Below are 22,847 nucleotides of genomic sequence, written 5' to 3'. Positions count from 1 at the left end.
GTCTCGTAGTAGAGGGAGATGTCGTTCACGTGCAGAGTGCTCATACGGTTGTTCCTTGTGTCCGGCGTGGTGCTGCTCCTTCGACACGAGACAAGCACTCATCGTGGACTGGGCCGCTCCCGAACATCCCGATCCAAGGGATACGCGACATCAATCGCCGTCGATTGCAAGAAATCGACACACCGCGGTGCCACGTACAACCTGTCAGGGCCGGCGGCGGCACCCTCGGGGCGTCCGCGAATCCGCCTGCACGAGTGCACAGGGGACGTTCACCCCGAACGAGGGAGTCGACGGTGACGTGGTCGTCACTGCCGGAACCGCTTGCCCCGAGGGCTGCACCTTCCCGACCGGCGCCGATCACCTCGCCCGCCCCCTGTGCAACCGGCCGTGCGTAACCGCGCAGGCCGGTTCCCCGGACGGCGCGCCTGCGGATGGAGAACGCGCGCGCTGGTCGTGGACTGTTCCGCGTCGGCTCCGGCAGCGGGCTCCGCCCAAGGGGAGGCCGTCCGGCTCAGCGGAGCGCACGTCGGCCCCGACGCCGGGCGTGGGGTCGGGGCCGAGGCCGTACGAGTCCCGTCATGGGGTGAGCGGACCGTGCGGTGCAGACGTCCGGCTGGGACGGCGGGAAGAAGGTGGGCGGCCGCAAGCGTCACCTGGTGGTCGACTGCCTCGGCCCCGTCCTGGCCGTCACGGCGACCGCGGCGAGTGTCCAGGACCGCGATGCCGCTGTCGGACTGCTCGATGGGCTGCGCACGAAGTACTTCTCGATCCGCCTGGTGTGGGCGGACGGCGGATACGCGGTACGGCTGGTCGACTGGGCGGCCGAGAACCTCCATCTCACCCTGGAGATCGTCCGACGTACCGACGACACGAGTGGGTTCGTGGTGCTGCCGCGCAGGTGGGTGGTGGAAAGGACGCTCAGCTGGCTCATGCGTTCACGTCGTCTCGTCCGGGACTACGAGGCGCTGCCCGTCATGCACGAGGCCATGGTGCTGTGGTCGATGACGATGCTCATGAGCGGCCGCCTCGCCGGCCGGCACTCGGCAGGGTTCAGCCGCTCTGCGGCAAAGCGGTGAAACTCCCGGCCGCACCTGCCGGATCCAGCCCCGCTCCGCCAGCCGTTTCGTCTTCGACCGCACCCCCTCGACCTTCGCCGGCACCACCTGGAGCCCCAGCGCCGCAGCCAGCTGCTGACAGCGCATACCCTCCCGCCCGACGTCCGACTCCAGCAGTTCCACGATGTGCTGGTAATCCACTGCCAGCACGGATACCGCCATGCCCTCGGTCCGGTGCGGCACCGTCGATCCCGCAACCGCCCCCTTCAGCGAAGACCCCGGCGCCGGGGCCGGCGCCACGGTCAGCACCTCCGTCACCGTGACCCGGGCATCCACCAGACGCTGAAGCGCACGTTCCGCCTCATCGAGCGCGGCACGCAACCGCGCCACCTCCTCCCGGATCCCCTTCTCCCGAGCCTCCAACAGACCGATCACCGACGGCATCAGCCACCTCCACGACCGAGAAGAGCGGACGAACACACCCATCTCTCCCGCCGCGAGGCACCACTCATTCCCACCCAGGCCGAACCAAACAATCACGTTCGGAAAGCGGATGACGTCTGATGAGTCAGAAGTGTCAACTCAGTCCTGAGACCTCACACCACACCCCGGGGCGACTCCCCCGCCGGGGGCGAGCGCACCAGGGACCCGTCGATCCGCTCTGCACGTCGTTGTTCGCGGTGCTCATCCTCGCCTCCGGCCGGGCCGTCTGTCCGGCCGGAGACACCAGCCGCCCGGCTACCGGCGGCGTGTGATGCCGAACCGGCCGCGGGGGTTCACCGCCGGCGTTTCGGCGGCCGCGCGTTCGGCTTCCTCCGCCTGGCGGCGCGCGACGCGCTCAGCCTCCGCGCCGCTGGCGGCCTCCGTCACGCACGGCCCGCACAGGTCGTCCCGCTTCTCCGGCCACGAGGACCGCTTCACCAGCTGCCAGCGTTCATCGGTGAACCCCGCTCCGCAGCGCGTGCACACCGGCCGTTGCGCCTCCCGCTTCGCGGCCTCACGCTGCGCCCGGTGGCGCTTGGCTTCCTTCCACTGCACGGCATACAGGCGGTCGCCGTCCGCGTTGTCCAGGGCCGGCCTGAGCAGCCGCGTCCGGCCCGCGGTCAGCCGCACGCACCGGCACAGCCGGGCGGCGGGACGACCGCCGAACTCGACCGCAATCGACCCCGGCCACCCCGCTGGCCCGGTGCTGGAACAGCGGTAGGGCACGGACAGACCCGGCCCCTGCCCGACGAACGTCGTACGGGAACAGCTCCCGACGTCGCAGAAGTACCGGCGCACCCGCAGTCGGGTGGCGCGAGCCCAACGGCCTATTGCTCAGAGTGCGTTGGTACGGACCGCGTACGCTCCTCGCCTGCTTCCCGCAGTCCGGTGACCCGCCCTCGATGAGCTACAGCCGGGAGAGCCGCCCTCCGGACCGTCGCCGTGACAGAGTTCGTGCGGCCCGTGACGGTTCGGGTTCCGGGATGCTCAGGGGCGACAGCCCAACACAGCGCCGGCAGAAGTGATCACTCAGGACGGTGAATGATCGAGACCCGGGAAAACCCTCGGCAGCGTGGGATCGCTGTCTGGACCCATGCCCGGATCACTCCGACGTGATGTGGTTTTATTGCCCGATTGCGTCGGCTGCTTACCGGCCTGCGTCGCGGCTAAACCTATTGAGGAGTCCATTTCATCACCGGAGAAGACCGTTCACCGCCCGAACGGAATGCCCCTGGAGGCGGAATTTCGGCACGCCAGGCGCCCGCTTTCGGTGGCCTTTATCAGCCGCCTACGGCAGGGCCGGCTTCCATCCTCGACCTTGGCCGCACCCCTTCACTACCGAAGAGTTCTCGCTGTGCCGAAGACCAGGTCGCCTGGCGTGACAACAGGCCGAATGAGCCTCAGGCATCTCTGCGACCTGCGCTTTTCCTGAATCTTCGTACATAGCGGTGTGCCCCCACATCGTCATGCGCAGATTCTCCCGCGCTGCCGGATACGCGAACACTTCATCCACCCTCTCGCACAATCCCTCCAACTCCACTGCTAGTGCGCAGCGGCCAGTGACTGTGGTACTAGTAGAGAACCCCATTGACCCAGGAGGCAATCCATGGGCATTCCTCCGGAATATCTGCGGGACCCAATCGATCAGGCCGACCCAGCAGCGGTCCTGGCGATGGTGTCGGAGGTTCTCGGCGTCGACGTCCCTGCCGACGGAACGTTCATCGGGTATGGCGGCGATTCTTTCAACGCGGTGGTCCTTATTTTCCGGATCCACGAGGCGTGGGGGGTCGAGATGGATCTGTTGACTGTCCTCAACTCCACGCTGGAGGGACTCGTCCAAACGCTCAACGCCGCACTCGCGGAGCTTCGGCAGTGACGACGGGTGATCGAATTTCATAGCTCAGTGCCGTTTTGATCGGGTCTGTCCGCCGATGACAGGCTCCGCGTAAGACGCAGTGTCACGCACCGGGCGGCGCGCAGGCCTGGTCCGCATCTGGGGTCGTAGGTCGCATTCGTCTGGGAACCGGGCGGCAGAGCTGACATGACCGGCAGAGGCGCAAGCACCTCACGGCCCCCTGCCGCGGCCCCCCCCTGCTCCCCAACCACCTCAAAGCGAAGAGCGCTTTCCTAGATGCCGGGAGACCTGTATGACCCGTACGAACGTTGCCGGTTCCGGCGATCCTGTGGCCACCGACCCGCTCCCGCTGTCCTTCACTCAGGAACGGATCTGGTTCGAAGAGCAAATCCGTCGCAACACCCCAACGTACCACGTACCGATGATCGTGCGGGTGTCCGGGTCACTCGACCTCGTCGCCTTGCAGCAGGCAGTGGACACAGTGGTCGCCCGGCACCATGCGCTGCGCACTGTCTTCACGGACACCAACGGCACACCCCAGCAAATGGTGCTGCCAGAGGTACGGGTGCCAGTGACCGAACAGGACTTGCGAACACTGCCAGACGCGGCCACGGCAGGCGAAGACGCTTCCTTGCGGGAGGTACGGCTGCCGTTCGACCTCGGTCGGGGACCACTCCTGCGGGTGGCCGTCCTACGGATTGCCGACCGGGAGTACCTGCTGGTGGTCACTGTCCACCACCTTTGCTTCGACGGATCGTCCTTCACCCCCTTCTTCGCAGAGCTGTCGGCGGCGTACAACGCCGCGCTCTCCGGTCTGGCACCGAAGCTGAATGCTCCACGTCGGCAGTTCACCGATGCCGTCCGTTCGGAGCGGAAGGAGCTTACGCCGGATGCCATCAACGGGCTGCTTGACTGGTGGCGCGGCTACCTTGCCGACGCACCGGACATGTCGGAACTGCCGCCGGACCAGCCTGCTTCGGAGCGCCGGGGACATACCGGCGGACAGCGGCGACTGCTACTCGACCCGGAGGCCAGCGCCGGTGTACGAGACCTCGGCCGGGAGCACGGCGCTACTCCGTTCATGACATTGTTGTCGGCGTTCGCCGTGGTTCTGTCCCGTCAGACCCATCAGACTTCATTACTGGTCGGGACTCCGGTATCCACACGCCAGGTGGCCGACTACCAGGCTGTGGGGTGCTATCTCAACACGCTGACGCTGAGACTCGACCTGGACGGCAACCCGTCTTTCGCAGAGCTGCTCGGCCGGGTCCGGCACGGCGCTCTCGATGCCTTCACACACCAACGGTTACCTTTCCAGCTGCTGGTCAAGGACCGGGCGCAGGTCCACGGGCGGGCACGGAACCCGTTGTTCCAGGTGTTCTTCAATGTGCTCCCGCCGGTCCCCGAGCTCAAGCTACAGGGTTGTACCGCACAGCAGCTGCCTATGCCCGACACAGGCAACAAATTCGACCTGACCCTCTATGCGTCTGTACAGGGCGATCAGTGGGCTCTGGAAGCTGTCTATGACGCGGACCTGTACGTCGCCGACCGGATCGACGACCTTCTGGAACAGATCGCTTCGGTGCTCCGTCAGGCGCTCGACGCCCCTGAACGGCCTGTCGCGGACTTCGCTCTCGCCACCTGCAAGGCTGTCGCTCTCACTCCCGACCCCACGATCGAACTCCACGCAACGGCGACGGGGTCTCTGCTGGAACGGCTACTCCGACACGCGACAGAGCACCCTGACCGTCCTGCGCTGACCGGCCCGTCCGGCACGTGGACCTATCGTGAGCTGGCAGACCATACCGAGCGACTAGCGTGCCGCCTCGCCGACCTGGGCGTGGGTTCGGGTGACGTGGTGGCCGTTCAGGGCGTTCGTGACCCTGCCGTCGTGGTGGCGTTGCTCGCGACAGTTCGTGCGGGTGCGGCCTTCGCCGTGTTCGACACCGCCCTACCCGCGGCCGAACTGGCCGCACGTGCGGAGCAGGTGCGGCCGAAAGCATGGATCGAGTCAGTGCCCGGTCAGATGGCCTGGACAGACGCGAGTGGTCCAGTGGTCGCGATGAACGACGAGGGAGAGTCGCTGACCGGAACCACCGTTCCGTCGGTGTCGGACCTCGCGTACGTCAGCTTCACCTCCGGCAGCACCGGCCGGCCCCGGGCGATCCTTGGGACCCACGGCCCCCTCGCCCACTTCCTCGACTGGTACACCCGGACGTTTGCGATAGGCCCCAGCGATCGCTTCTCGGTGCTGTCAGGACTCGGTCACGACCCGTTCCTGCGCGACGTGCTTGCGCCCGTCTGGGCGGGGGCCACAGCTGTGTTTCCCGAGGCCGACCTCCGGGACACGGCGGCCCTGGCCGAGATGCTGGGCCGTCAGGAGATCACTGTCGCCCACCTGACTCCGGCGCTCGCCGACGCGCTGGGTGATGCCGCCGTGGCTGCCGGCATCTCGGGATGGCCCACCTTGCGGCTGGTCGGTTTCGGCGGTGACGCGCTGCAGCGACGAACAGTGCGGGAATGGGCCGCACTCGCCCCAGGAGCCGACCTGCTCAACATGTACGGCACGACGGAGACGCCACAGGCCGTCTCCGTGCACATGGCGAGGCGCGGTGGTGAGACGGTGCGGACAGGTGTCGGCCTGGTACCGCTCGGCCCCGGTATAGACGAGGTCCAGCTGCTTGTTCTGGCCGGCGACCGCCCCGCGGCGATCGGCGAGATCGGCGAATTGGTCGTCCGTAGTCCACACCTCGCGCGGTATGCAGACTCCTCCGACAACGGCGGGTTCACCACAAACCCTCTCACGGACAGCGAAACCGATCTGGTGTACCGCACCGGTGACCTCGCCCGTCTGCGGCCGGACGGGTTGTTCGATTGCCTCGGACGGGCCGACCTTCAGGTGAAGGTGCGCGGCTTCCGTGTCGAAACGGCTGAGATCGAGGCCGCCGCAGCCGCGTACCCGAATGTCAAACAGGCCGTGGTCATCCCGGAACCCCAGCCCCGTGGCGGCCACCGCCTGGTGTGTTATCTGGCGACGGGTGAGGTTCGCCCAGACCTTGCCAGGCTGCGGGCCGCTCTCGCCGAGCAGTTGGCCGACTACAAGATACCCGCGGCCTACGTGGTCGTGGACGCGTTCCCCCTGACCGCCAACCGGAAGATCGATCGGGCAGCCCTCCGTGGACTCGGTCGCCAGGAGTCCGCTGCCGACGCAAACGAGTACATGGCGCCAGCGGGCGGCATCGAGGAGATGCTGGCAGCACTGTGGCAAGAGGTGTTGGGCCAGGAGGGCATCGGTTCCCGAGACAACTTCTTCGCCCTTGGCGGGCATTCGTTGCTACTCAACCAGATCCTGGTGCGAATCCGCAGGACCCTGCAGGTCCAGTTGTCGCTCCGCGAACTGTTCGACCACCCCACGATCGGTGCCCTCGCCGGGCTGATCGAGCGGTCAGTCGCGTCGACACCGGAGCAGCCCATCCTGCACGTCGACGAATCCGAGCCAGCGCCGTTGTCCTGGACCCAGGAGCGGCTTTGGCTCGAGGACCAATTGCGTCCGAGTGACGCCGCGTACAACATGCCCACGGTCTTGCGGCTACGCGGTCCGCTGGATGTGAACGCCTTGCAGGAGGCGTTGGATTCTGTCGTACGCCGTCACTCGGTGCTGCGGAGCCGATTCGTGCTGGTACAGGGCGCTCCTGTGCAACAGGCCGTCGCGGACGCCCGCGTGCCCCTACGCCACATCGACCTGCGCGGCCACGCCGACACCGCCCTCCAGGAGGCGATGCGGGAGACCAAGCGCCCCTTTGATCTTGCCGCGGGCTCGCCCTTCCGTGGGCTGCTGATACGTACGGCCGCCGAGGAACATCTCCTTGTCCTGACGGCACATCACATTGTTTTCGACGGCTGGTCTTTCGCGGTGCTGCTGGACCACCTGTCCCGAGCCTACCGAACACTGCTGGATGGCGGCTCGGCAGACCTCGGTGCTGGTCTGCAGTTTTCCGATGTGGCGCGCTGGCAACGCGCCGGACTAGAAGGGCAACCGCTCACAGAACTGCTTGCCTGGTGGTCACGAGAGCTGGAAGACATACCGGCCGTTCTGGAACTGCCCACGGACCGTCCCCGGCCCGCCATTCAGGCACACCAAGGCGCGCGACACCGTCTGGTGATCGAGTCCAGCCTGGCCAAGCAGGTGCGTCGACTCTCTCGGGACGCGGGCAGCACTCTCTTCATGACTCTGCTGTCGGCGTTCGGCGTCATTCTCTCTCGCTACACCGGTCAGGATCGGCTGCTCGTCGGAAGCCCTGTCGCCAACCGGGAACGGGCCGAGTTCGAGGACCTGGTCGGCTGCTTCCTCAACACCGTGCCCATTCCTCTGGATCTGACCGGCGACCCTGGCTTTACCGACGTGGTCGCTCGCACAACCGACAGCGCATTGGCGGCTTTCGCCCACCAGCAAGTGCCGTTCGGCATGTTGGTCAACGAGTTCGTACCCGACCGGGATCTTTCGCGCAGCCCGCTGGTCCAAGTGCTCTTCGCCCTGCAAAGCGTCCGGCTCGGTACGTTCGAGGCGCCAGGGTTGATCAGTGAACAGGTCGAGGTCTCCGAAGCGAACGTTCAATTCGACCTGAATCTGAGGATGTCGGACACCGGCGACGAGATCATCGGGTGGCTCGACTACGACACCGACCTGTTTGACGCGGCGACGATCGACCGGATGGCCGGCCACTTCACCAACCTGCTGGCCGCAGTATCTGCCGAGCCGCTGACCTGTGTCACCACTGTGGACTTGCTCAGCCAGACCGAGCGCGCCCTTGTCGTGCACGAGTGGAACTCCACCCGCGCCGCATATCCAGATCTGACGTTGACCTCGCTCCTGGAAGAGCAGGCACGGCGCGAGGACAGCAGGATCGCCGTGCGCTGCGGTAACGACCAACTCGACTGGACGGGACTGCACCGACGGGCGAACTGGCTGGCCTGGAAACTGAGGGAACTAGGGGTGGGCCCGGACGTCGTGGTCGCCATCCACATGGAGCGCTCGGTCGAGCTGGTGGTGGCTCTCCTGGCGGTGCTCAAAGCAGGCGGAGCCTATCTGCCACTGGATCCCGGCTACCCACGGGAACGGCTGGAGTTCATGCTCACCGACTCCCAGGCTCACGTCCTGCTCACCGGTCCTGGAACACACGCGTACGGGCTGGCCACCGACGGGAGCATCAGGGTCGTCGCCGTCGGGCCCGACCCCGGGGCCGGCCGTGACGACCAGCCGCCCGAATCGCCGGTCAGCTCGGACCACTTGGCTTACGTCATCTACACCTCCGGCTCCACGGGACGCCCCAAGGGTGTTCAGGTGCCGCATAGGGGAATCGTCAACCGGCTGCTTTGGATGCAGGAGGCGTTCCGGCTCGAGCCGGGCGACGTCGTCCTTCAGAAGACACCGACCAGCTTCGACGTGTCGGTGTGGGAGCTGTTCTGGCCGCTGATCACCGGTGCCCGGATGGTTCTCGCCGAGCCCGGCGGTCATCGCGACCCCGACTATCTGGCGCGCCTCATCCAGCACGAGCACGTGTCCGTCTGCCACTTCGTGCCGCCCATGCTGGACCTCTTCCTTTCGGCCCCACCGGCTGCGCAATGCAGGTCACTAAGACTCGTGGTGTGCAGCGGGGAGGCGCTGCCCGTCGAGCTCGCCCTCAAATTCCACCGGACGCTTCCGGCGAAGCTGGAAAACTTGTACGGCCCGACTGAGACCTCCGTCGACGTGACCCGGTGGTCCAGCAGACCGGACTGGGCCGGGCAGAGCGTACCGGTCGGTGCCCCCATCGCCAACACCCAGGTGTACGTTCTGGACGGCCGGATGACACCCACTCCGATCGGAGTGCCCGGCGAACTCCATGTGGGCGGGGCCCAACTGGCCAGGGCGTACGGCGGCCGACCGGACACGACCGCCGACCGCTTCGTCCCCGACCCGTTCTCCGCTCCCGGTGCCCGGCTGTATCGCACCGGCGACCTTGCGCGGTGGCGGTCTGACGGCACGCTTGAGTACCTCGGCCGGATCGACAGCCAGGTCAAGGTTCGCGGCTTCCGGATCGAATTGGGCGAGATCGAGACAGCCCTCACCCGGCAGCCCGGTGTCGGACAGGCCGTGGTGGTGGTGCGCGAGGACGAGCCGGGCGATCCGCGGATCGTCGCCTACCTCACCGCAGACGCTGGCGGCGCTCCTGACCAGACCGGCTTGCGGAGAGCACTCGGCAAGACGCTCCCCGAGCACATGCTGCCCAGCGCCTTCGTGGTACTCGACACACTTCCGACTGGCTTGAACGGCAAACTGGATCGCCGCTCCCTCCCGGTGCCCAAGCACCACAGGCCCCTGGACGCCGGGCACACCGCGCCGCGCACCGACACCGAACGCCGACTGGTCGGACTGTGGCAGCGGGTGCTGAGAGAGGAGCACGTCAGCCTCACCGACAGCTTCTTCGAATTGGGCGGCGACTCGATGCACGCAGTCCGGCTCGTGGGGCTCGCCCGGGAACACGGTCTCGACTTCGCTCTGACCGAACTGTTCACCCATCCCACGGTCGAGTCACTTGCCGCCTGGCTGGCTTCCACCACCGTCGCCGGCCAGAAATCCGCCACCTCGGCGGTGAAGAAACAGATGCCGCTCGCCGCCTTCGGATTGCTCTCGCCAGAAGACTTCGCCAAGCTCCCCGGCCACGCGTCCGAGAACGAACGTTAGAAGAGGAACGACATGACGAACCCCTCCGACATCATCGATGCCTACCCACTGACCAGGCTTCAGGCAGGGATGCTGTATCACAGCTTGCAAGATCCGGACACGCCCACGTACCACGACGTCTCCGTCATCCGGCTGGCCGGGCGTTTCGACGAGACGGCTCTGCGCACGGTCCTCGCCCAGGTTGTCCAGGACTCCGACGTCCTGCGCACAAGCGTCGATCTGACCAATTTCAGCCAGCCGATGCAACTGGTGCATGCCTCGGTGCCGACACCGCTCACCGTTGACGACCTGCGCGAGATACCCGAGGAGGAGCAGCGGCGCCAGGCCGAGGAGTGGGCCGCCCGAGAGAAGGCAACCCCCTTCGACCTGGCCAACGCCCCGCTGCTCAGGGTGCACGTCCATGTCTTCAGCGACGCGCACTTCCAGGTCGGCGTCAGCTTCCACCACGCTGTCCTGGACGGCTGGAGCCTGTCACTCGTCACTTCTCAGCTGCTCACCGGATACGACGCAGTGCTGGCCGGCCGCACCGCTCCCGCCACCACACCGGTCACACGGTTCCGGGACTACGTGATGCTGGAGCAGGAGGCACTAGCCAGCGCGGAGGCCCGCGACTACTGGGCCGGTGCCCTGGACGGCACCGTGTTCACCGGGATCTTCAGGGATGACGAACCGGGCCTCACCACTCACCGTCAGGCACAGGTGGTCGAGGTTCCGTTGCCGGACGGCGTCGCGGTGGAGCTGCGCTCCGTGGCGGCGCAGGCGAAGGTCACTGTCAAGGCGGTCATGTTCGCTGCACACGCCAGGGTCCTGGCGTTGCTGTCCGGGCATACCCGGGTGGTGACTGGCCGGGTGAGCAACGGCCGGCCAGAGACGACGGACGGTGATGAGACGATCGGCCTTTTTCTCAACACACTACCGTTGGTCGCCGAGGTGGCCGAGGTCAGCTGGATCGAGCTGGCACAGCAAATTCACCGCCAGGAGAGCGAGGCTCTGCCGTACCGCCGCTACCCGATGGCCCAGATGTTGCAGGACCTCCAGCGGCTCGAACTCTTCGAAACGATGGTCGATCACCGCAACTTCCGTAGTTACGACATGCCGCTCGACCGGATCGCCATCGTGTCCGACGACTTCTTCGAGCAGACCAACTTCCCGTTCACCGCCAACTTTGGCACTGATCCGAAGACTGGCGACCTACGGCTGCGGATCAACTTCGACCGGGCTGCCTTCTCCGAGCAGCGGATCGCCGAGATCGGCGGCTACTACGCGGCGGCACTCACCGCGCTGACCGCCGACCCCACCGCCCCGGCGATGGCGGCCAACCTGCTCGGCCCCGAGCAACTCGACCGGCTGGTATGGCGCTGGAACGACACCGCGAGGGGCCTTCCCTCCGTGACGCTGCCCGAGCTCCTCACCAAACAGGCGGACACCCATTCGAACTCTGTGGCGCTTCGTGCCGAGGGGGCAGAACTCACCTACGCCGAACTGCACGCCCGATCGAACCGTCTGGCCTGGCGTCTGCGCGAACTCGGCGTCGGGCCGGACGTCTTGGTCGGAGTTCATCTCGCCCGGTCCGCCGAGCTGATGGTAAGCCTGCTCGCGGTACTCAAGGCGGGTGGCGCCTACGTACCACTGGATCCGGAGTACCCGAAAGACCGGCTCCAGTACATGCTGGCCGATGCCCATGTCAAGGTGCTGCTGTGCGACCCGGAGCTGGCCGGGACACTCCAATCGGGCGATGTGCCGGTACTCTCTGTGGGCATCGTCGGCGACGCGTACCCCGACCACGAACCCCCGCTCGCCGTCACACCTGAACACCTCGCGTACGTCATCTACACGTCAGGCTCGACCGGACGTCCTAAAGGGGTGCAGATCACTCACGGTGCCCTGCTGAACCTACTGCTGTCCTTCCAGCGTGATCTGGCGTTCACCGAACACGACAGGCTGCTGGCGGTAACCTCGCTCTCCTTCGACATCGCCGCACTTGAGGTCTACCTGCCCCTGATGACGGGTGGCGAACTTGTTCTCGCACCGAACATCGCGGCGGTCGGGATTCGACTGCGCGAGTTCCTGCAATACAGCGGTACTACCTTCATACAGGCCACCCCGTCGAGCTGGCAGCTGCTCATGGAGGCCGGGCTGCAACGGAACCCGGCCGTGAAGGCGATCTCGGGAGGCGAGGCCCTCCCGGCCGACCTCGCCTCGGAACTGACCAGCCGGTTCCCAGCGGTATGGAACGCCTACGGACCGACCGAGACCACCATCTGGTCCTCCCTCCAGCGTCTCCGCCCCAACGATCCGGTCACACTCGGCCATCCGATCGCCAACACACTGACCTATGTCTTGGACTATGCCCTCAACCCCGTCCCCGAAGGTGTACCGGGCCACTTGTACATCGCCGGCGCCGGCCTGGCACGCGGCTACCTCGGCCGCGCGGACTTGACTGCTGAACGGTTCCTGCCCGACCCGTTCGCGCAGGACGGCAGCCGCATGTACTGCACCGGCGACGTGGTGCGCCGACTTCCCTCGGGCGCGCTGGACTTCCTCGGACGTGCGGACCATCAGGTCAAGGTCCGCGGCTACCGAATCGAGCTGGGCGAGATCGAGTCGGTTCTGTCCAGGCACCCCGGCGTCGGCGGTGTGACAGTGGCCGCCAGGGAGGACCGAGTGGGCCATCAGCGGCTGGTCGCGTATGTGACACCGCAGGGTGCCACCCCCAGTGCGGCGGAACTGCGCGCCGCTGCCGCCTCTGCTCTGCCTGCATACATGGTGCCAGGTGCCTTCGTGGTGCTCGATTCCTTTCCACTGACTCCGAACGGGAAGATCGACCGTAACCGGCTCCCGGCACCCGGCGCGGAGGAGCTGGCGACGAAAGCGTTCATCGAGCCACGTACCGCGACCGAGCGTGCCATCGCCGAGATCTGGTGCGACGTCCTCGGCGTCGATCAGATCAGTGCCACAGACAACTTCCTCGAACTCGGCGGCAACTCGCTGGCGGCCCTGCGTGTGATCATGCGGCTTCGTTCGCTGGCCAAGCGCGATATTCCGTTCGCTGCTCTACCAAGCAGTACGCTCGAGGAATTTGCCGAGATCATCGACGGCGAGCGGGAAGCCGTGAGCAGCGTCGTACTGCCGCTCCGTGCGGCAGGCAGCAAACCTCCGCTCTTCTTCGTGCATTCGCTGGGAGGGAGTGTCGTCAGCTATGCGGACCTCTCCGAGGCACTCGGCGCCGACCAGCCGTTCCACGCGATCCAGGCGCCGGAGTACGCCGGGCCTCAGGTCCCCAAACCGGAGACCGTCGAGGCGATCGCCGAGCTGTACCTCGCCGACTTGCGCGCTGTCCAGCCGGAGGGGCCGTACCATCTGGGCGGCTGGTGTATGGGCGGTATTGTTGCCTATGAGATGGCCCGCCAGCTTCAGGCCGTCGGCGAGCGGATAGGGTCACTGACCATCGTCAGTGCCAGCATCGACGACCCGGTGCCGCCGCGGTACATCACATCGGAGGCCGCGGCGATCCTCGGCGCGTTCGCCCACAAGTTGCCGATCACCGAGGCAGAGCTCGAGGTCTTGGACCCGGATGCCCGGCTGGAATGCGTCATACGGCTCGCCCAGGGCACCACGAGCGAGCGCGTCGATGCGGGCAACGTCGAGGATCTGCGCCGCCTGGTCCGGCTGTACCAGCGGCACTCCCGCGCCCTGATCAGGTACCGGGACACCCCCCGCAAGCCGTACCGGGGCGATGTGCTGCTGATCAGGGCGGAGCAGGGGCCCTTCCCCGGCTGGGACTACGGATGGAAGCAGCGCGTCGACGGTCAGTTGCTGATCGATGAGACGCCCGGCGAGCACCTCTCCATGATTCTCGACGCAAACGCCTCAAAGCTCGCGTCCCGGATCGCGGCAGCCCTTGCGGGCCGACCCGCGGGCGTCCTGGCCCGCTGACCACGATCAACCACTGCGGCGGGTCCCCGCCCGGCTCCCCTTCACACCCCAGGAAGCTGCATGTCATCCACTGCCGCAAAGGGTTTATCAGATCCAAAACCGCCGGTTCGTCCAAGTTTGTGGGCGAACACGGACTTCACCAAGTTGTGGATCGGCCAGACCGCCTCATTGGTCGGGGCCCAGATCGGCGACTTGGCCCTGCCGCTGACCGCGGTATTCGCGCTGCACGCAACGTCCCAACAGGTCGGGCTCTTGTCCACCGCCATCCGGCTTCCCTATCTGCTGGTCGCGCTGTTCGTTGGCGTACTCGTCGACCGGGTGGGGCGACGCCATCTCATGATGGGCGCGGATCTGGGCAGGGCACTCGTCCTCGGCATGATTCCGCTTCTGTACTGGCTGCAGGCGCTGGGTCTCAGCTCTCTGTACGTCGTCGGTTTCGTAGCAGGCTGCGGCACCGTGCTGTTCGATGTCGCCGCGCAGGCTTACTTGCCGAGGCTGGTCGATCGTGACGACATCGTGCTCGGCAACTCGCACCTTGGCAGCGCCCAGTCGGCGGCAACCATCGGCGGCCCGGCGCTCGGCGGTGTCCTGGTCCAGTGGCTCACCGCGCCCGTCGCGGTGTGCGCAGCATCGTTCTCCTATCTGCTCTCGGTGCTCAACGTCTGGTTGATCAGGCACCGAGAGACGGCCACCGAGCCCTCCTCGGGCAGCGGCGTCGCCGGGACGTTCCGTCAGGTACGGGATGGGCTCGCGCTGGTGCTGCGCAACGAGCCACTGCGGTCGATGAGCCTGATGGCCGCGGTCTTCAACCTTTCGTTCACCGCATTCGAAGTGGCCTTCGTCCAGTACATGCCCCACGACCTGAAGCTGACAGCCGGCGAGATCGGCCTGGTGATGGCCGCGCTTGGACCCGGCTTCCTGGTCGGTGCGATGTTCGCCGCCGGGCTCCCGAAGCGGTTGGGCTACGGCCGAGCGCTCATACTCACTGCATGCGTAGCCAATGCCGTAATGCCGCTGATCGCCTTGCTGGGCCCCTGGGGTTTCCTTACAGTCGCTGCTCTGATGGTGATCAATTTTCTTTTCGCCTCGTTCGGAGTAGCCAACACCGTGGCGGTTATGACGATCCGACAGTCGATAACTCCGGACCACCTTCAGGGGCGCGTGGCCGCCACGAATCGTTTCGTAGCGATGGGAGTCGCCCCACTCGGCGCACTCCTCGGCGGAATACTCGGATCGACCGTCGGCCTGCGTGGCACCGTCCTGATCACCACCATCGGACTGTGCTTCGCCCTGGTTCCTCTGGGCACCTCATCTCTAGCGCGTATTCGTCACGACCTGCCGGACCCGATCGCCGGGTGATCATTTCCTCCCCCGGATGTTCGCTATGGATCCGTACCGACAAGAAATGGAACACTCTGCAATGTCCGAGCACTCGTCCGCACATACCGTCGTCGTCAACCACGAGGAGCAATACTCGGTCTGGCCCGTTCGCGTACCCGTACCCCAGGGGTGGCGTGAAACCGGGTATCGAGGCACTCGGAGTGAATGTCTCGAGCACATCAGGAGCGTCTGGACCGATCTGCGTCCGCTCAGCATCCGCCAGTGACTTTGTTTAGCTTGTGTCCATCACAGCGCTGGAGACGGGCCGTCACCGGCTCGGGCGCGGACTGGATGATTCCGCGCCCCGGCTCGTTCGCCCAGAATCTGGCTTCTCCGTCTGGGCAGTCAGAACGCCGGCACGATCAGCAGAGCGTTGAGGGCGACGATGACCAGGGTCGCAGCACCTGCGAACGCTGTGGTGAGCGAGCGGTTCACCCACTTGCCCATGACGTCCGGCCGACGAGTGAGGAGGAGGAGCGGGATCAACGCGAACGGGATGCCGAAGGAAAGTGTCACCTGGCTGATCACCAGAACCCGGGACGGGTCCACGCCGAGGGCCAGGACCGCCAGTGCAGGTACGACCGCGAAGCTCCTGCGCACGTACAACGGGATCCTGCGCCGCAGGAAGCCCTGCATGACGACCTGGCCCGCGTAGATGCCGACGCTGGACGAGGCCAGGCCCGAGGCCAGGAGTGCGACGGCGAACAGCACCGCGACGAACGGGCCCGCACTGGTGGCGAACTGTGCGTGGGCGCCTCGGAGAGTCGGTGCGGCACCGGAGCCGTGCAGCATCGTCGCGGCGGCGACCAGCATGGCGATGTTGGCCAGGCCGGCGCCCCCCCCATGGCCGGAACGACGTCAAGTCGTTGGGCGCGCAGCAGCGCCCGCCGGGAGAGTCCGTGTCCCGCGGCGAAGCGCTCCTGGGTCAGGCCGGAGTGCAGGTAGATGGCGTGCGGCATGACCGTCGCCCCGACGATCCCGGCGGCCAGCAGCAGGCTCGCGCTGCCGTCGAAACGGGGGACGAGACCCGCGGCCAGATCCGTCGCCGGAACGCCGGCCTGCAAGGTTTGGTAGAAGAAGGCTCCCGTCACTACGGCGAGCATGGCAGTGATCAACGCCTCGAACCGCCGCTGGCCGGCCGTGCGGACGGCCAGCAGGGCGAATGAGGCGGCTGCGACCAGCACCCCGCCCTGCAGGGCGGGAAGGCCGAAGAGCAGATTCAACGCGACGGCGCCGCCGATGAGTTCGGCCAGATCCGTCGTGATCACCACGATCTCCGCCTGACACCACAGGCCCCACACGATCGGGCGGGGGTAGTGGTCGCGGCACAGTTCGGGCAGGTTGCGGCCGGTAGCCGTGCCCACCTTGGCGGAGAGGTACTGGAGGAGCATCGCCACGACGTTGGCCGCGAGGACCACCCACAGCAGCAGGAAACCGAAGCGAGTTCCGCCCTCCATGTTGGTCGCGAAGTTGCCCGGATCGACGTAGGCGACTGCCGCGACGAATGCGGGGCCGACCACCGAAAGCACCCGCCGCCCGACACGAGGCCGGACGGAACCGGGCACGGTGCCCGTCGAAGTCTCAACACCTGTGGTCATGGCGGAGCACTTTCATTCGGTGGGGATCGGATCGTCGAGTGCCTTTCGGCAGAGATAGGCGTATCCGGCGTTCAGTTGCCGGGCGGACCAGGTCTCCGCTCTCTTCTGCGCCACTTCGTCGGCGTCGGACCAGGCGGTCGGACCGCCCGCCGCCAGAGCCCGCAGTTGGATCGCACAGGCCCGTTCGAGCAGGACGGCGTGCATCACCGCGGAGGCGAGATCGGGCCCGACCGTGACCAGGCCATGACTGACCATGAGACACCCGGCACCGTCGCCCAGCGACGTCGCGAGCCGCGCGCCGAGCCGGCGATCGCTGATGAGCCTCCCCGACGAATGGCGGCGTACGTCCGGATCGACGAAGGGCACGGCGTCATGGGAAAGCGGCAGAAGAGGCATGCCCAAAGAGGCGAAGGTCACCGCCGCGGGTCCGTGGGTGTGGACCACGGCGCCGACGTCCGGGCGCACGGCCATGATCTCCGTATGGATGAGGTACTCCAGGTGGGGGCGCCCCTCCCCCGCCAGCGCTTCCCCTGCGGGGGACACGAGGAGAACGCGCTGAGGTGTGACCTCCTCGAACCCCCAGCCCGACGCCTTCATCCAGACGCCGCGACCGTCCGGGTCCCGCAGGGAGACGTGCCCCCAGACCAGGTCGGACTGTCCGGCGGCCCCAAGTGCGCGGGTCGCTGTGGCGACTTCGACGGCAGGGTCTGTCGTGTTCATCGGCTGCCCCTCCCCGCGATCAAACGGTGGCGTCTTCGACGGACGCGAAGGACAGCGGATATTCCCGGCGGTGACGCCACTCGCTCTCTGGGTCGTAGCCGTAGATCCAGTTCATGCCGAGGGGGGTGTCGCCCTGTCGTTCGCGGGCCTTGAACGTCTCCTGGCGCTTCTCTCAGTCCCCGGCGTGCACGAGCTTGCTGTTGAGGAGAGACTGGCGCTGGACGGCGTGTGCCCGGGGAATACGCACGTTGCGGAATTCCGCCAGTGCCAGCTCGGGGTCCTCGCGGTTCACGTCGAGCCAGCGAGACAGGACCGTAGGCGTCCTCGACCTGACCGTCACCACGGCAGAGCGGTCGAAACCCACCAAGATGCTGCACACCTGCTCATGACCCACGACAAGAACAGCAGCAGCGGCACCGGCGACACAGCCCCAGCCCCAGCCCCGGGCCAGGCTCGGGAGGACGGCAGGCTGGTCGATGATGTGCAGGCCGGCCCGGGCGGCGCGATGACCGACGAGGTCGGCGTCACCACCGGCGACCTCACCCTCGCCACCACCGCCCAGGCCGACGGCCAGGCCCGCCTCACCATCCAGTACGCGGAAGCCGACGAGTGGTACACCCTCCCCGGCAGCCCCACCCCCATCCCACCCAACGGACTCCAGACCCTCCACCACGACGTACTCGACCGCATCCGCCACGGCGCCGGCGCCCAAGCCCCGCACTGACCCAGCCGCTCCAGCGCCGCTCGACGGCTCCACACGTACAGCCCTCGAGAGAGACCAGGCGGGCACTCGTTCATCGACCTCGCCTCAGGCCGCCTCCTCGGCTGGGCGATCGCGCATCACATGCGCACCGATCTCGTCATCGACGCCCTGGCCGCCGCCGATCCAAGACACCCATCGCTCCACCTCTCGATCAAGGTGTTGCGACGATCGATTGAATCCGCCCTTTGCTCCGGGGGCCACACCCGTCGGGAGGGGCCGGCTGGCCGGCCGCGCGGCCGGCCCCGGCGCTGCCGCCGGGGCTCGACCGCCTGCCTCAGTGGTACCTGACCTCCAGCGGACGGTGCACCGACTGGGCCGGTGCGGTGACGGTCAGGGTCCGCGAGCCCGCGTCGAAGGACCAGTGGGAGGCGGAGACCCGCCGCCCGTTGACGAAGACCTGCTTCGGCGCGTGCGCGTTCATGAAGGAGACCGTCCACGCGCGGCGGGAGACCTGGCCCTTGAACGATCGCGACGCCGGGGCGATGGAGACCGTGTGGTTCGCGCCGTGCTCGGCGTAGCGGATCGCCGTCGTGGCGCTCTGCCTGCTGTCGGCCGTGGTGCCGTTGTCCTCGTACAGGCTCGTGGCCCCCGGCGCGCCCTGCGCGACGGTGACCGTCGCCTTGGTGAGGGGGTTCGGGACATCATTGGCGACGTTGCCGGTGCGCGTCGTCATGATGCCGCCGGACTTGATGAAGACGGGCATCGTGTCCAGACCCGTGGTGATCTTCTGCGTGGTGCCGCCCGCGTACGTCTTGCCGGTGAAGTAGTCGGTCCACGAGGAGCCGGCCGGGAACCAGACGGACGTCGTGGCCGATTCGCCGGGCGTGGTCACCGGGGCGACCAGCACGTCGGGGCCGTAGAAGTACTCGCTGCCCGCCGTCGCGTACGCGTCCTGGCTCTCCGGGTACTGCACGTAGGTCGGTCGCACCACGGGGGTCCCGGTGCGGTTGGCCTGCTCGGAGAGGCTGTACGTGTACGGGACGAGGTCCTCCCGCAGGTTCAGGAACTTCTCGGCGGACGCGTCAGAGGCCGGGCCGTACTGCCAGGGCAGCCGGTCGGCGTGGTTGCCGTGCAGGCGGTCCACCGGCTGGAAGGTGCCCAGTTGCACCCAGCGGGCGTACAGGTCGTCGGGCAGCTTCGTGGTCCCGGGTTCCGCGCCCTTGGCCTGGGTGCCGTCGTTGTTGAACCCGCCGATGTCGTGCGACACGTTGGACAGGCCGGTGGACGCCGACTCGCCCGGGGTGTAGCCGACCTCGAACTTGAGGGTGGCCCAACTGGACGTGGAGTCACCCGTGAAGTGTGCGGTGGTGCGCTTGTCGGCCCACGGCCCTGTCGGCAGGCCGTGCGGGTTGTAGTTGCCCTGCGGCAGCGCCCCGAAGGCCCGGGAGAACGCGAAGGAGCGCTGGCCGTTCTTCGCCGAGTCGTCGGCGTACTGCTGGTTGATCCAGGCGTCAGGCGTCACCCCGCCGAGGGACGAGACGGACGCGTCGCAGCACCAGTCGAGCCACCAGACGTCCACGCCGGCCTTGTCCATGGGCTCGTGCAGATCGAAGTACGCCTTGAGCTGGTCGGGGTCGCCCCAGTCGAAGGTGTAGGTGTTGTTGCCGCTGTCCTTCAGCTTGCCCTTGGCCGTGGCCTGCGCCTGGGCGAACCTGGGGTCGTCACCGGAGATGCTCGGGTGGATGTTGAGCGAGTTGTGCAGCCCCTGCGCGGCCGACCAGTCGAAGAACGCCTTGGGGTCGGGGAACTTCTTCGGGTCCATTTCCCAGCCGTCCCAGGTGCTGGGCGACTTGAAGTCCGTGTCGGTCACCAGGACGTCGAGCGGGACGCCGTCCTTGCGGAACTTGGGCAGGATGGTGTTCTCGTAGTCCGCGGCGCTGCGGTCGTAGTACTCGGAGTACCAGACGCCGTACGCCCAGCGCGGCAGCAGCGCGGAGGGCCCGGTCAGGGTGGCGAGGTCGGCCAGGCCCTGCTGGTAGTCGTGTCCGTAGCCGAACACGTACCCGTCCTGGTAGCCCTTCCCCGCGTGGTCGCCCCGCTGCGTGACCTTCCGGGCGGCGTTGTCGAAGATCGCCGAGGCGGTGTCGTCGAGCAGCGTCCAGCCGTCCTGGTAGAGCAGGCCCGGCGTCGTGGGCGCCTCGCCGTTGACGCCGTCGAGGCTGCGGCGGTACCCGCCGAGCGGCGCGTGCGGGGAGAGCAGCGGCGAGGTGCGCGAGGTCACCGCTGCGGTGTCGAGGTTGACGCGGCATCCGTCGTCCTCCGGGCAGCCGACGGTCACGTCGTTGGCCCCCGCGGCCAGGTGCACCGGCACGGTGGCGGTGCGCCAGGCGTCCCAGTCGCTCGTGGCGGGCAGCGAGGCCTTCACGGGGACGCCCGCGCCGGCCTTGACGGAGATGTCACGGGCGGCGCCGCTCGCGTCGCCGTTGGAGTACCGAAGCTGGAGGGCGTAGTCGCCGGCCTTGGGCACGTCGACGACGTGCAGCGTGTCCCGCGCGCCCGAGGACTCGAGACCGGCCACGAACCCGCGGCCCGAGTAGCCGTTGTGGTCGGACTTGAGCGCGGCGGAACCGCCGAGGCCCGCGGTCTCGGCCTGGCAGACGGTGCCGAAGGAGCAGTCCTCGACCGGTGGCGTCACGGGATCCGGGTAGGGCGCTCCCGGCGTCAGGACGGCAAGGTTGTCAAGGTTGACGTTGCCGGAGTCGGCCGCGGTGCGTGCGAAGGTGACGGTGTGGGTGCCGGCCGACAGGTTGAGCGTGACCGACGTCGTGGACCAGGTGTCCCAGCTCGCGGTCTTCGGGAGCGTCAGCGTCTTCGCCGCGCCGCCGTCCGCCGACACGCTCAGGGTGCGGTCCTCGTCGCCGCCGTCGCCGCCGACGGCGTTCGCGTAGCGGGTGGCGACCTGGTAGGCGCCGGCCTTGGGGACGGTCACGGAGAACGACAGAGAGTTGCCCGTCGACTGGAAGCCCGCCGCGAAGCCGGAGCCGGTGTAACCGGAGTGGTCCATGGCGACGCCGACGCCGTTGAGGGTCTGGTCCTCTGCCTCGCACCGCGTCCCGACTGCGCAGACCGGCGCGTTGGGCCAGGGAGCGGCGGTGACCGACTGCTTGCCGGCTTTCTCCGTCACCTTCAGGTTGTCCGCTGTGAACTTCCCTGAGCCGACCTTGTACGTCAGCGTCATGGCGCTCGTGCGGATCGTCAGCTCGCCGTGGCGCGTCGACGACGTGAACGGGGTCCTGCCGAACGTGTCGCGGCCGATGGCGTTGAAGGTCGCCGCGTCGACGAACTTCGCGTCCCCCGCGTACTCGGTGCGTATGAGCGTCGAGGAGAGGACCTCGAACCGGGCGTCGCCCGAGACGACCTCAGAACGCGCGGCGCTGTGACCGCGAGCCGCTTGCGCGCCTTGCGCTGCCTGTGCGGGGGACCCGGCGGCCCCCAGGGCCACCAGAACGCCAGCCGCGGCAGCGGCCGCCGTGAGTTTGCGACGTTGTCGCCGTCTGTGAGTCATGGAACCCGGTACTCCTTCGGTATCTCCTCGAGGGGGTGCTTCACTACTGACAACGATGTCAAGAATCGGTGAAGCGGCAGCTGGGGCGCGCGCACCGGGGTGCGGGAAAGGACGGGGGCGCGTCTCGAAGTGTGAGTACGAGTACGGCGGTTGCCGATGGGACACGTAGTCCGAGCCATCCGCGACCGCCTCTCGACCGGCACCGGTACCTCAGATCATGTTCCTTTCAATATCAACCCACCGCGCCACACTTCGTCAATGCGTCGGCACGGCCGGCTAGGTGGGTCGACGGGCGGCCCCTCGGCAGGGGTCGGCGGCGGTCTTTCCCCGTCCTGGCGAACCTGTTCCTCCACTACGCGTTCGATGCTTGGATGGCCCGGGAGTTCCCGGGCGTCCAGTTCGAACGGTACGTGGACGACGCGGTTGTGCACTGCGTCAGCGAGCGCCAGGCCAGGATGCTGGCCGAGGCGATCGGCAACAGGATGGAGGCAGTCGGGCTGGGGCTCGACTGCCGCCGCTGTCCGCCGCCCCGACGTGCCGCGGGCAACCGGCTGGTGACGAAATCTGTTCCCCGTACCTGGGGGTGCAGAGCTTTGAGGAGGGCGGGGCGGGCAGAGCCTACCGGTGCGATTTACCCACCCTGGGAGTGACACAGGGCTGATTCCGGGCGTGCCGCATTAGGGCACCGCTACGAAGATCACGACCTGTCCGTGACCCTCCAAAAAGGGAGTCTCTAACCTCGATCTTGCGTGACGGTCTGCCGACGGAGTCGGCGGACCGTTTTGCTTTGTCCGGTGGGTGATGGTCAGGCCGGTGGCCCGACTGTCG

The 22,847-nt window shown here is 67.3% G+C and carries 12 protein-coding genes and 1 pseudogene; 7 read left to right on the top strand and 6 right to left on the bottom strand.

What is annotated here, in order from left to right:
* Positions 1 to 599 precede the first annotated feature (599 nt).
* Positions 600 to 1,076, top strand: coding sequence for a transposase (locus AB0G56_RS37260; protein WP_360979136.1), 477 nt, complete (start codon positions 600 to 602; stop codon positions 1,074 to 1,076).
* A 717-nt stretch (positions 1,077 to 1,793) separates the two neighbouring features.
* Here AB0G56_RS37260 and AB0G56_RS37255 read toward each other — a convergent pair.
* Positions 1,794 to 2,168: a hypothetical protein gene (locus AB0G56_RS37255; RefSeq protein WP_360979133.1), complete on the bottom strand. Its 375-nt coding sequence runs from the start codon at positions 2,166 to 2,168 to the stop codon at positions 1,794 to 1,796.
* 976 nt (positions 2,169 to 3,144) lie between these two features.
* Here AB0G56_RS37255 and AB0G56_RS37250 point away from each other — a divergent pair.
* From AB0G56_RS37250 to AB0G56_RS37230, 5 genes are all read left to right on the top strand, one after another.
* Positions 3,145 to 3,414 carry an acyl carrier protein gene (locus AB0G56_RS37250; RefSeq protein ID WP_360979130.1) on the top strand — a complete coding sequence of 90 codons (270 nt, stop codon included), beginning with the start codon at positions 3,145 to 3,147 and terminating at the stop codon, positions 3,412 to 3,414.
* Between the two features lie 271 nt (positions 3,415 to 3,685).
* On the top strand, positions 3,686 to 10,117 hold the full coding sequence (locus tag AB0G56_RS37245) for an amino acid adenylation domain-containing protein (protein WP_360979127.1): 6,432 nt from the start codon (positions 3,686 to 3,688) through the stop codon (positions 10,115 to 10,117).
* Positions 10,118 to 10,129: 12 nt separating this feature from the next.
* Positions 10,130 to 14,053 carry an amino acid adenylation domain-containing protein gene (locus AB0G56_RS37240; RefSeq protein WP_360979124.1) on the top strand — a complete coding sequence of 1,308 codons (3,924 nt, stop codon included), beginning with the start codon at positions 10,130 to 10,132 and terminating at the stop codon, positions 14,051 to 14,053.
* 60 nt (positions 14,054 to 14,113) lie between these two features.
* Entirely contained in the window at positions 14,114 to 15,412 is a 1,299-nt protein-coding gene (locus tag AB0G56_RS37235) for an MFS transporter (protein ID WP_360979121.1), read from the top strand.
* 61 nt (positions 15,413 to 15,473) lie between these two features.
* Positions 15,474 to 15,659 carry an MbtH family NRPS accessory protein gene (locus AB0G56_RS37230; RefSeq protein WP_360979118.1) on the top strand — a complete coding sequence of 62 codons (186 nt, stop codon included), beginning with the start codon at positions 15,474 to 15,476 and terminating at the stop codon, positions 15,657 to 15,659.
* A 119-nt stretch (positions 15,660 to 15,778) separates the two neighbouring features.
* Here the strand turns inward: AB0G56_RS37230 and AB0G56_RS37225 are convergent, their stop codons facing one another.
* The 4 genes and pseudogenes from AB0G56_RS37225 to AB0G56_RS37210 all read right to left on the bottom strand — a co-directional run bounded on the left by AB0G56_RS37225 (position 15,779) and on the right by AB0G56_RS37210 (position 18,130).
* Entirely contained in the window at positions 15,779 to 16,246 is a 468-nt protein-coding gene (locus tag AB0G56_RS37225) for an Nramp family divalent metal transporter (protein WP_360979115.1), read from the bottom strand.
* Between the two features lie 86 nt (positions 16,247 to 16,332).
* Positions 16,333 to 16,890: pseudogene (locus AB0G56_RS37220) on the bottom strand (Nramp family divalent metal transporter); the annotation flags it as partial.
* A 153-nt stretch (positions 16,891 to 17,043) separates the two neighbouring features.
* Positions 17,044 to 17,751, bottom strand: a complete 708-nt coding sequence (locus AB0G56_RS37215; protein WP_360979112.1) for a class II aldolase/adducin family protein — start codon at positions 17,749 to 17,751, stop codon at positions 17,044 to 17,046.
* Positions 17,752 to 17,923: 172 nt separating this feature from the next.
* On the bottom strand, positions 17,924 to 18,130 hold the full coding sequence (locus AB0G56_RS37210) for a hypothetical protein (protein ID WP_360979109.1): 207 nt from the start codon (positions 18,128 to 18,130) through the stop codon (positions 17,924 to 17,926).
* A 6-nt stretch (positions 18,131 to 18,136) separates the two neighbouring features.
* On the opposite strand from AB0G56_RS37210, the gene AB0G56_RS37205 reads away from it, so the two are divergent.
* A complete protein-coding gene (locus AB0G56_RS37205; RefSeq protein WP_360979106.1) occupies positions 18,137 to 18,475 on the top strand; it encodes a hypothetical protein in 339 nt (112 codons plus the stop codon).
* 313 nt (positions 18,476 to 18,788) lie between these two features.
* Here AB0G56_RS37205 and AB0G56_RS37200 read toward each other — a convergent pair whose 3' ends face one another.
* Positions 18,789 to 22,019: a TIM-barrel domain-containing protein gene (locus AB0G56_RS37200; protein WP_360979104.1), complete on the bottom strand. Its 3,231-nt coding sequence runs from the start codon at positions 22,017 to 22,019 to the stop codon at positions 18,789 to 18,791.
* Positions 22,020 to 22,847: the final 828 nt, after the last annotated feature.

The sequence above is a fragment of the Streptomyces sp. NPDC021356 genome, assembly GCF_040641015.1.
Classification (GTDB): Bacteria; Actinomycetota; Actinomycetes; order Streptomycetales; family Streptomycetaceae; genus Streptomyces.
This window is presented reverse-complemented; position numbering and strand designations above follow the sequence as displayed.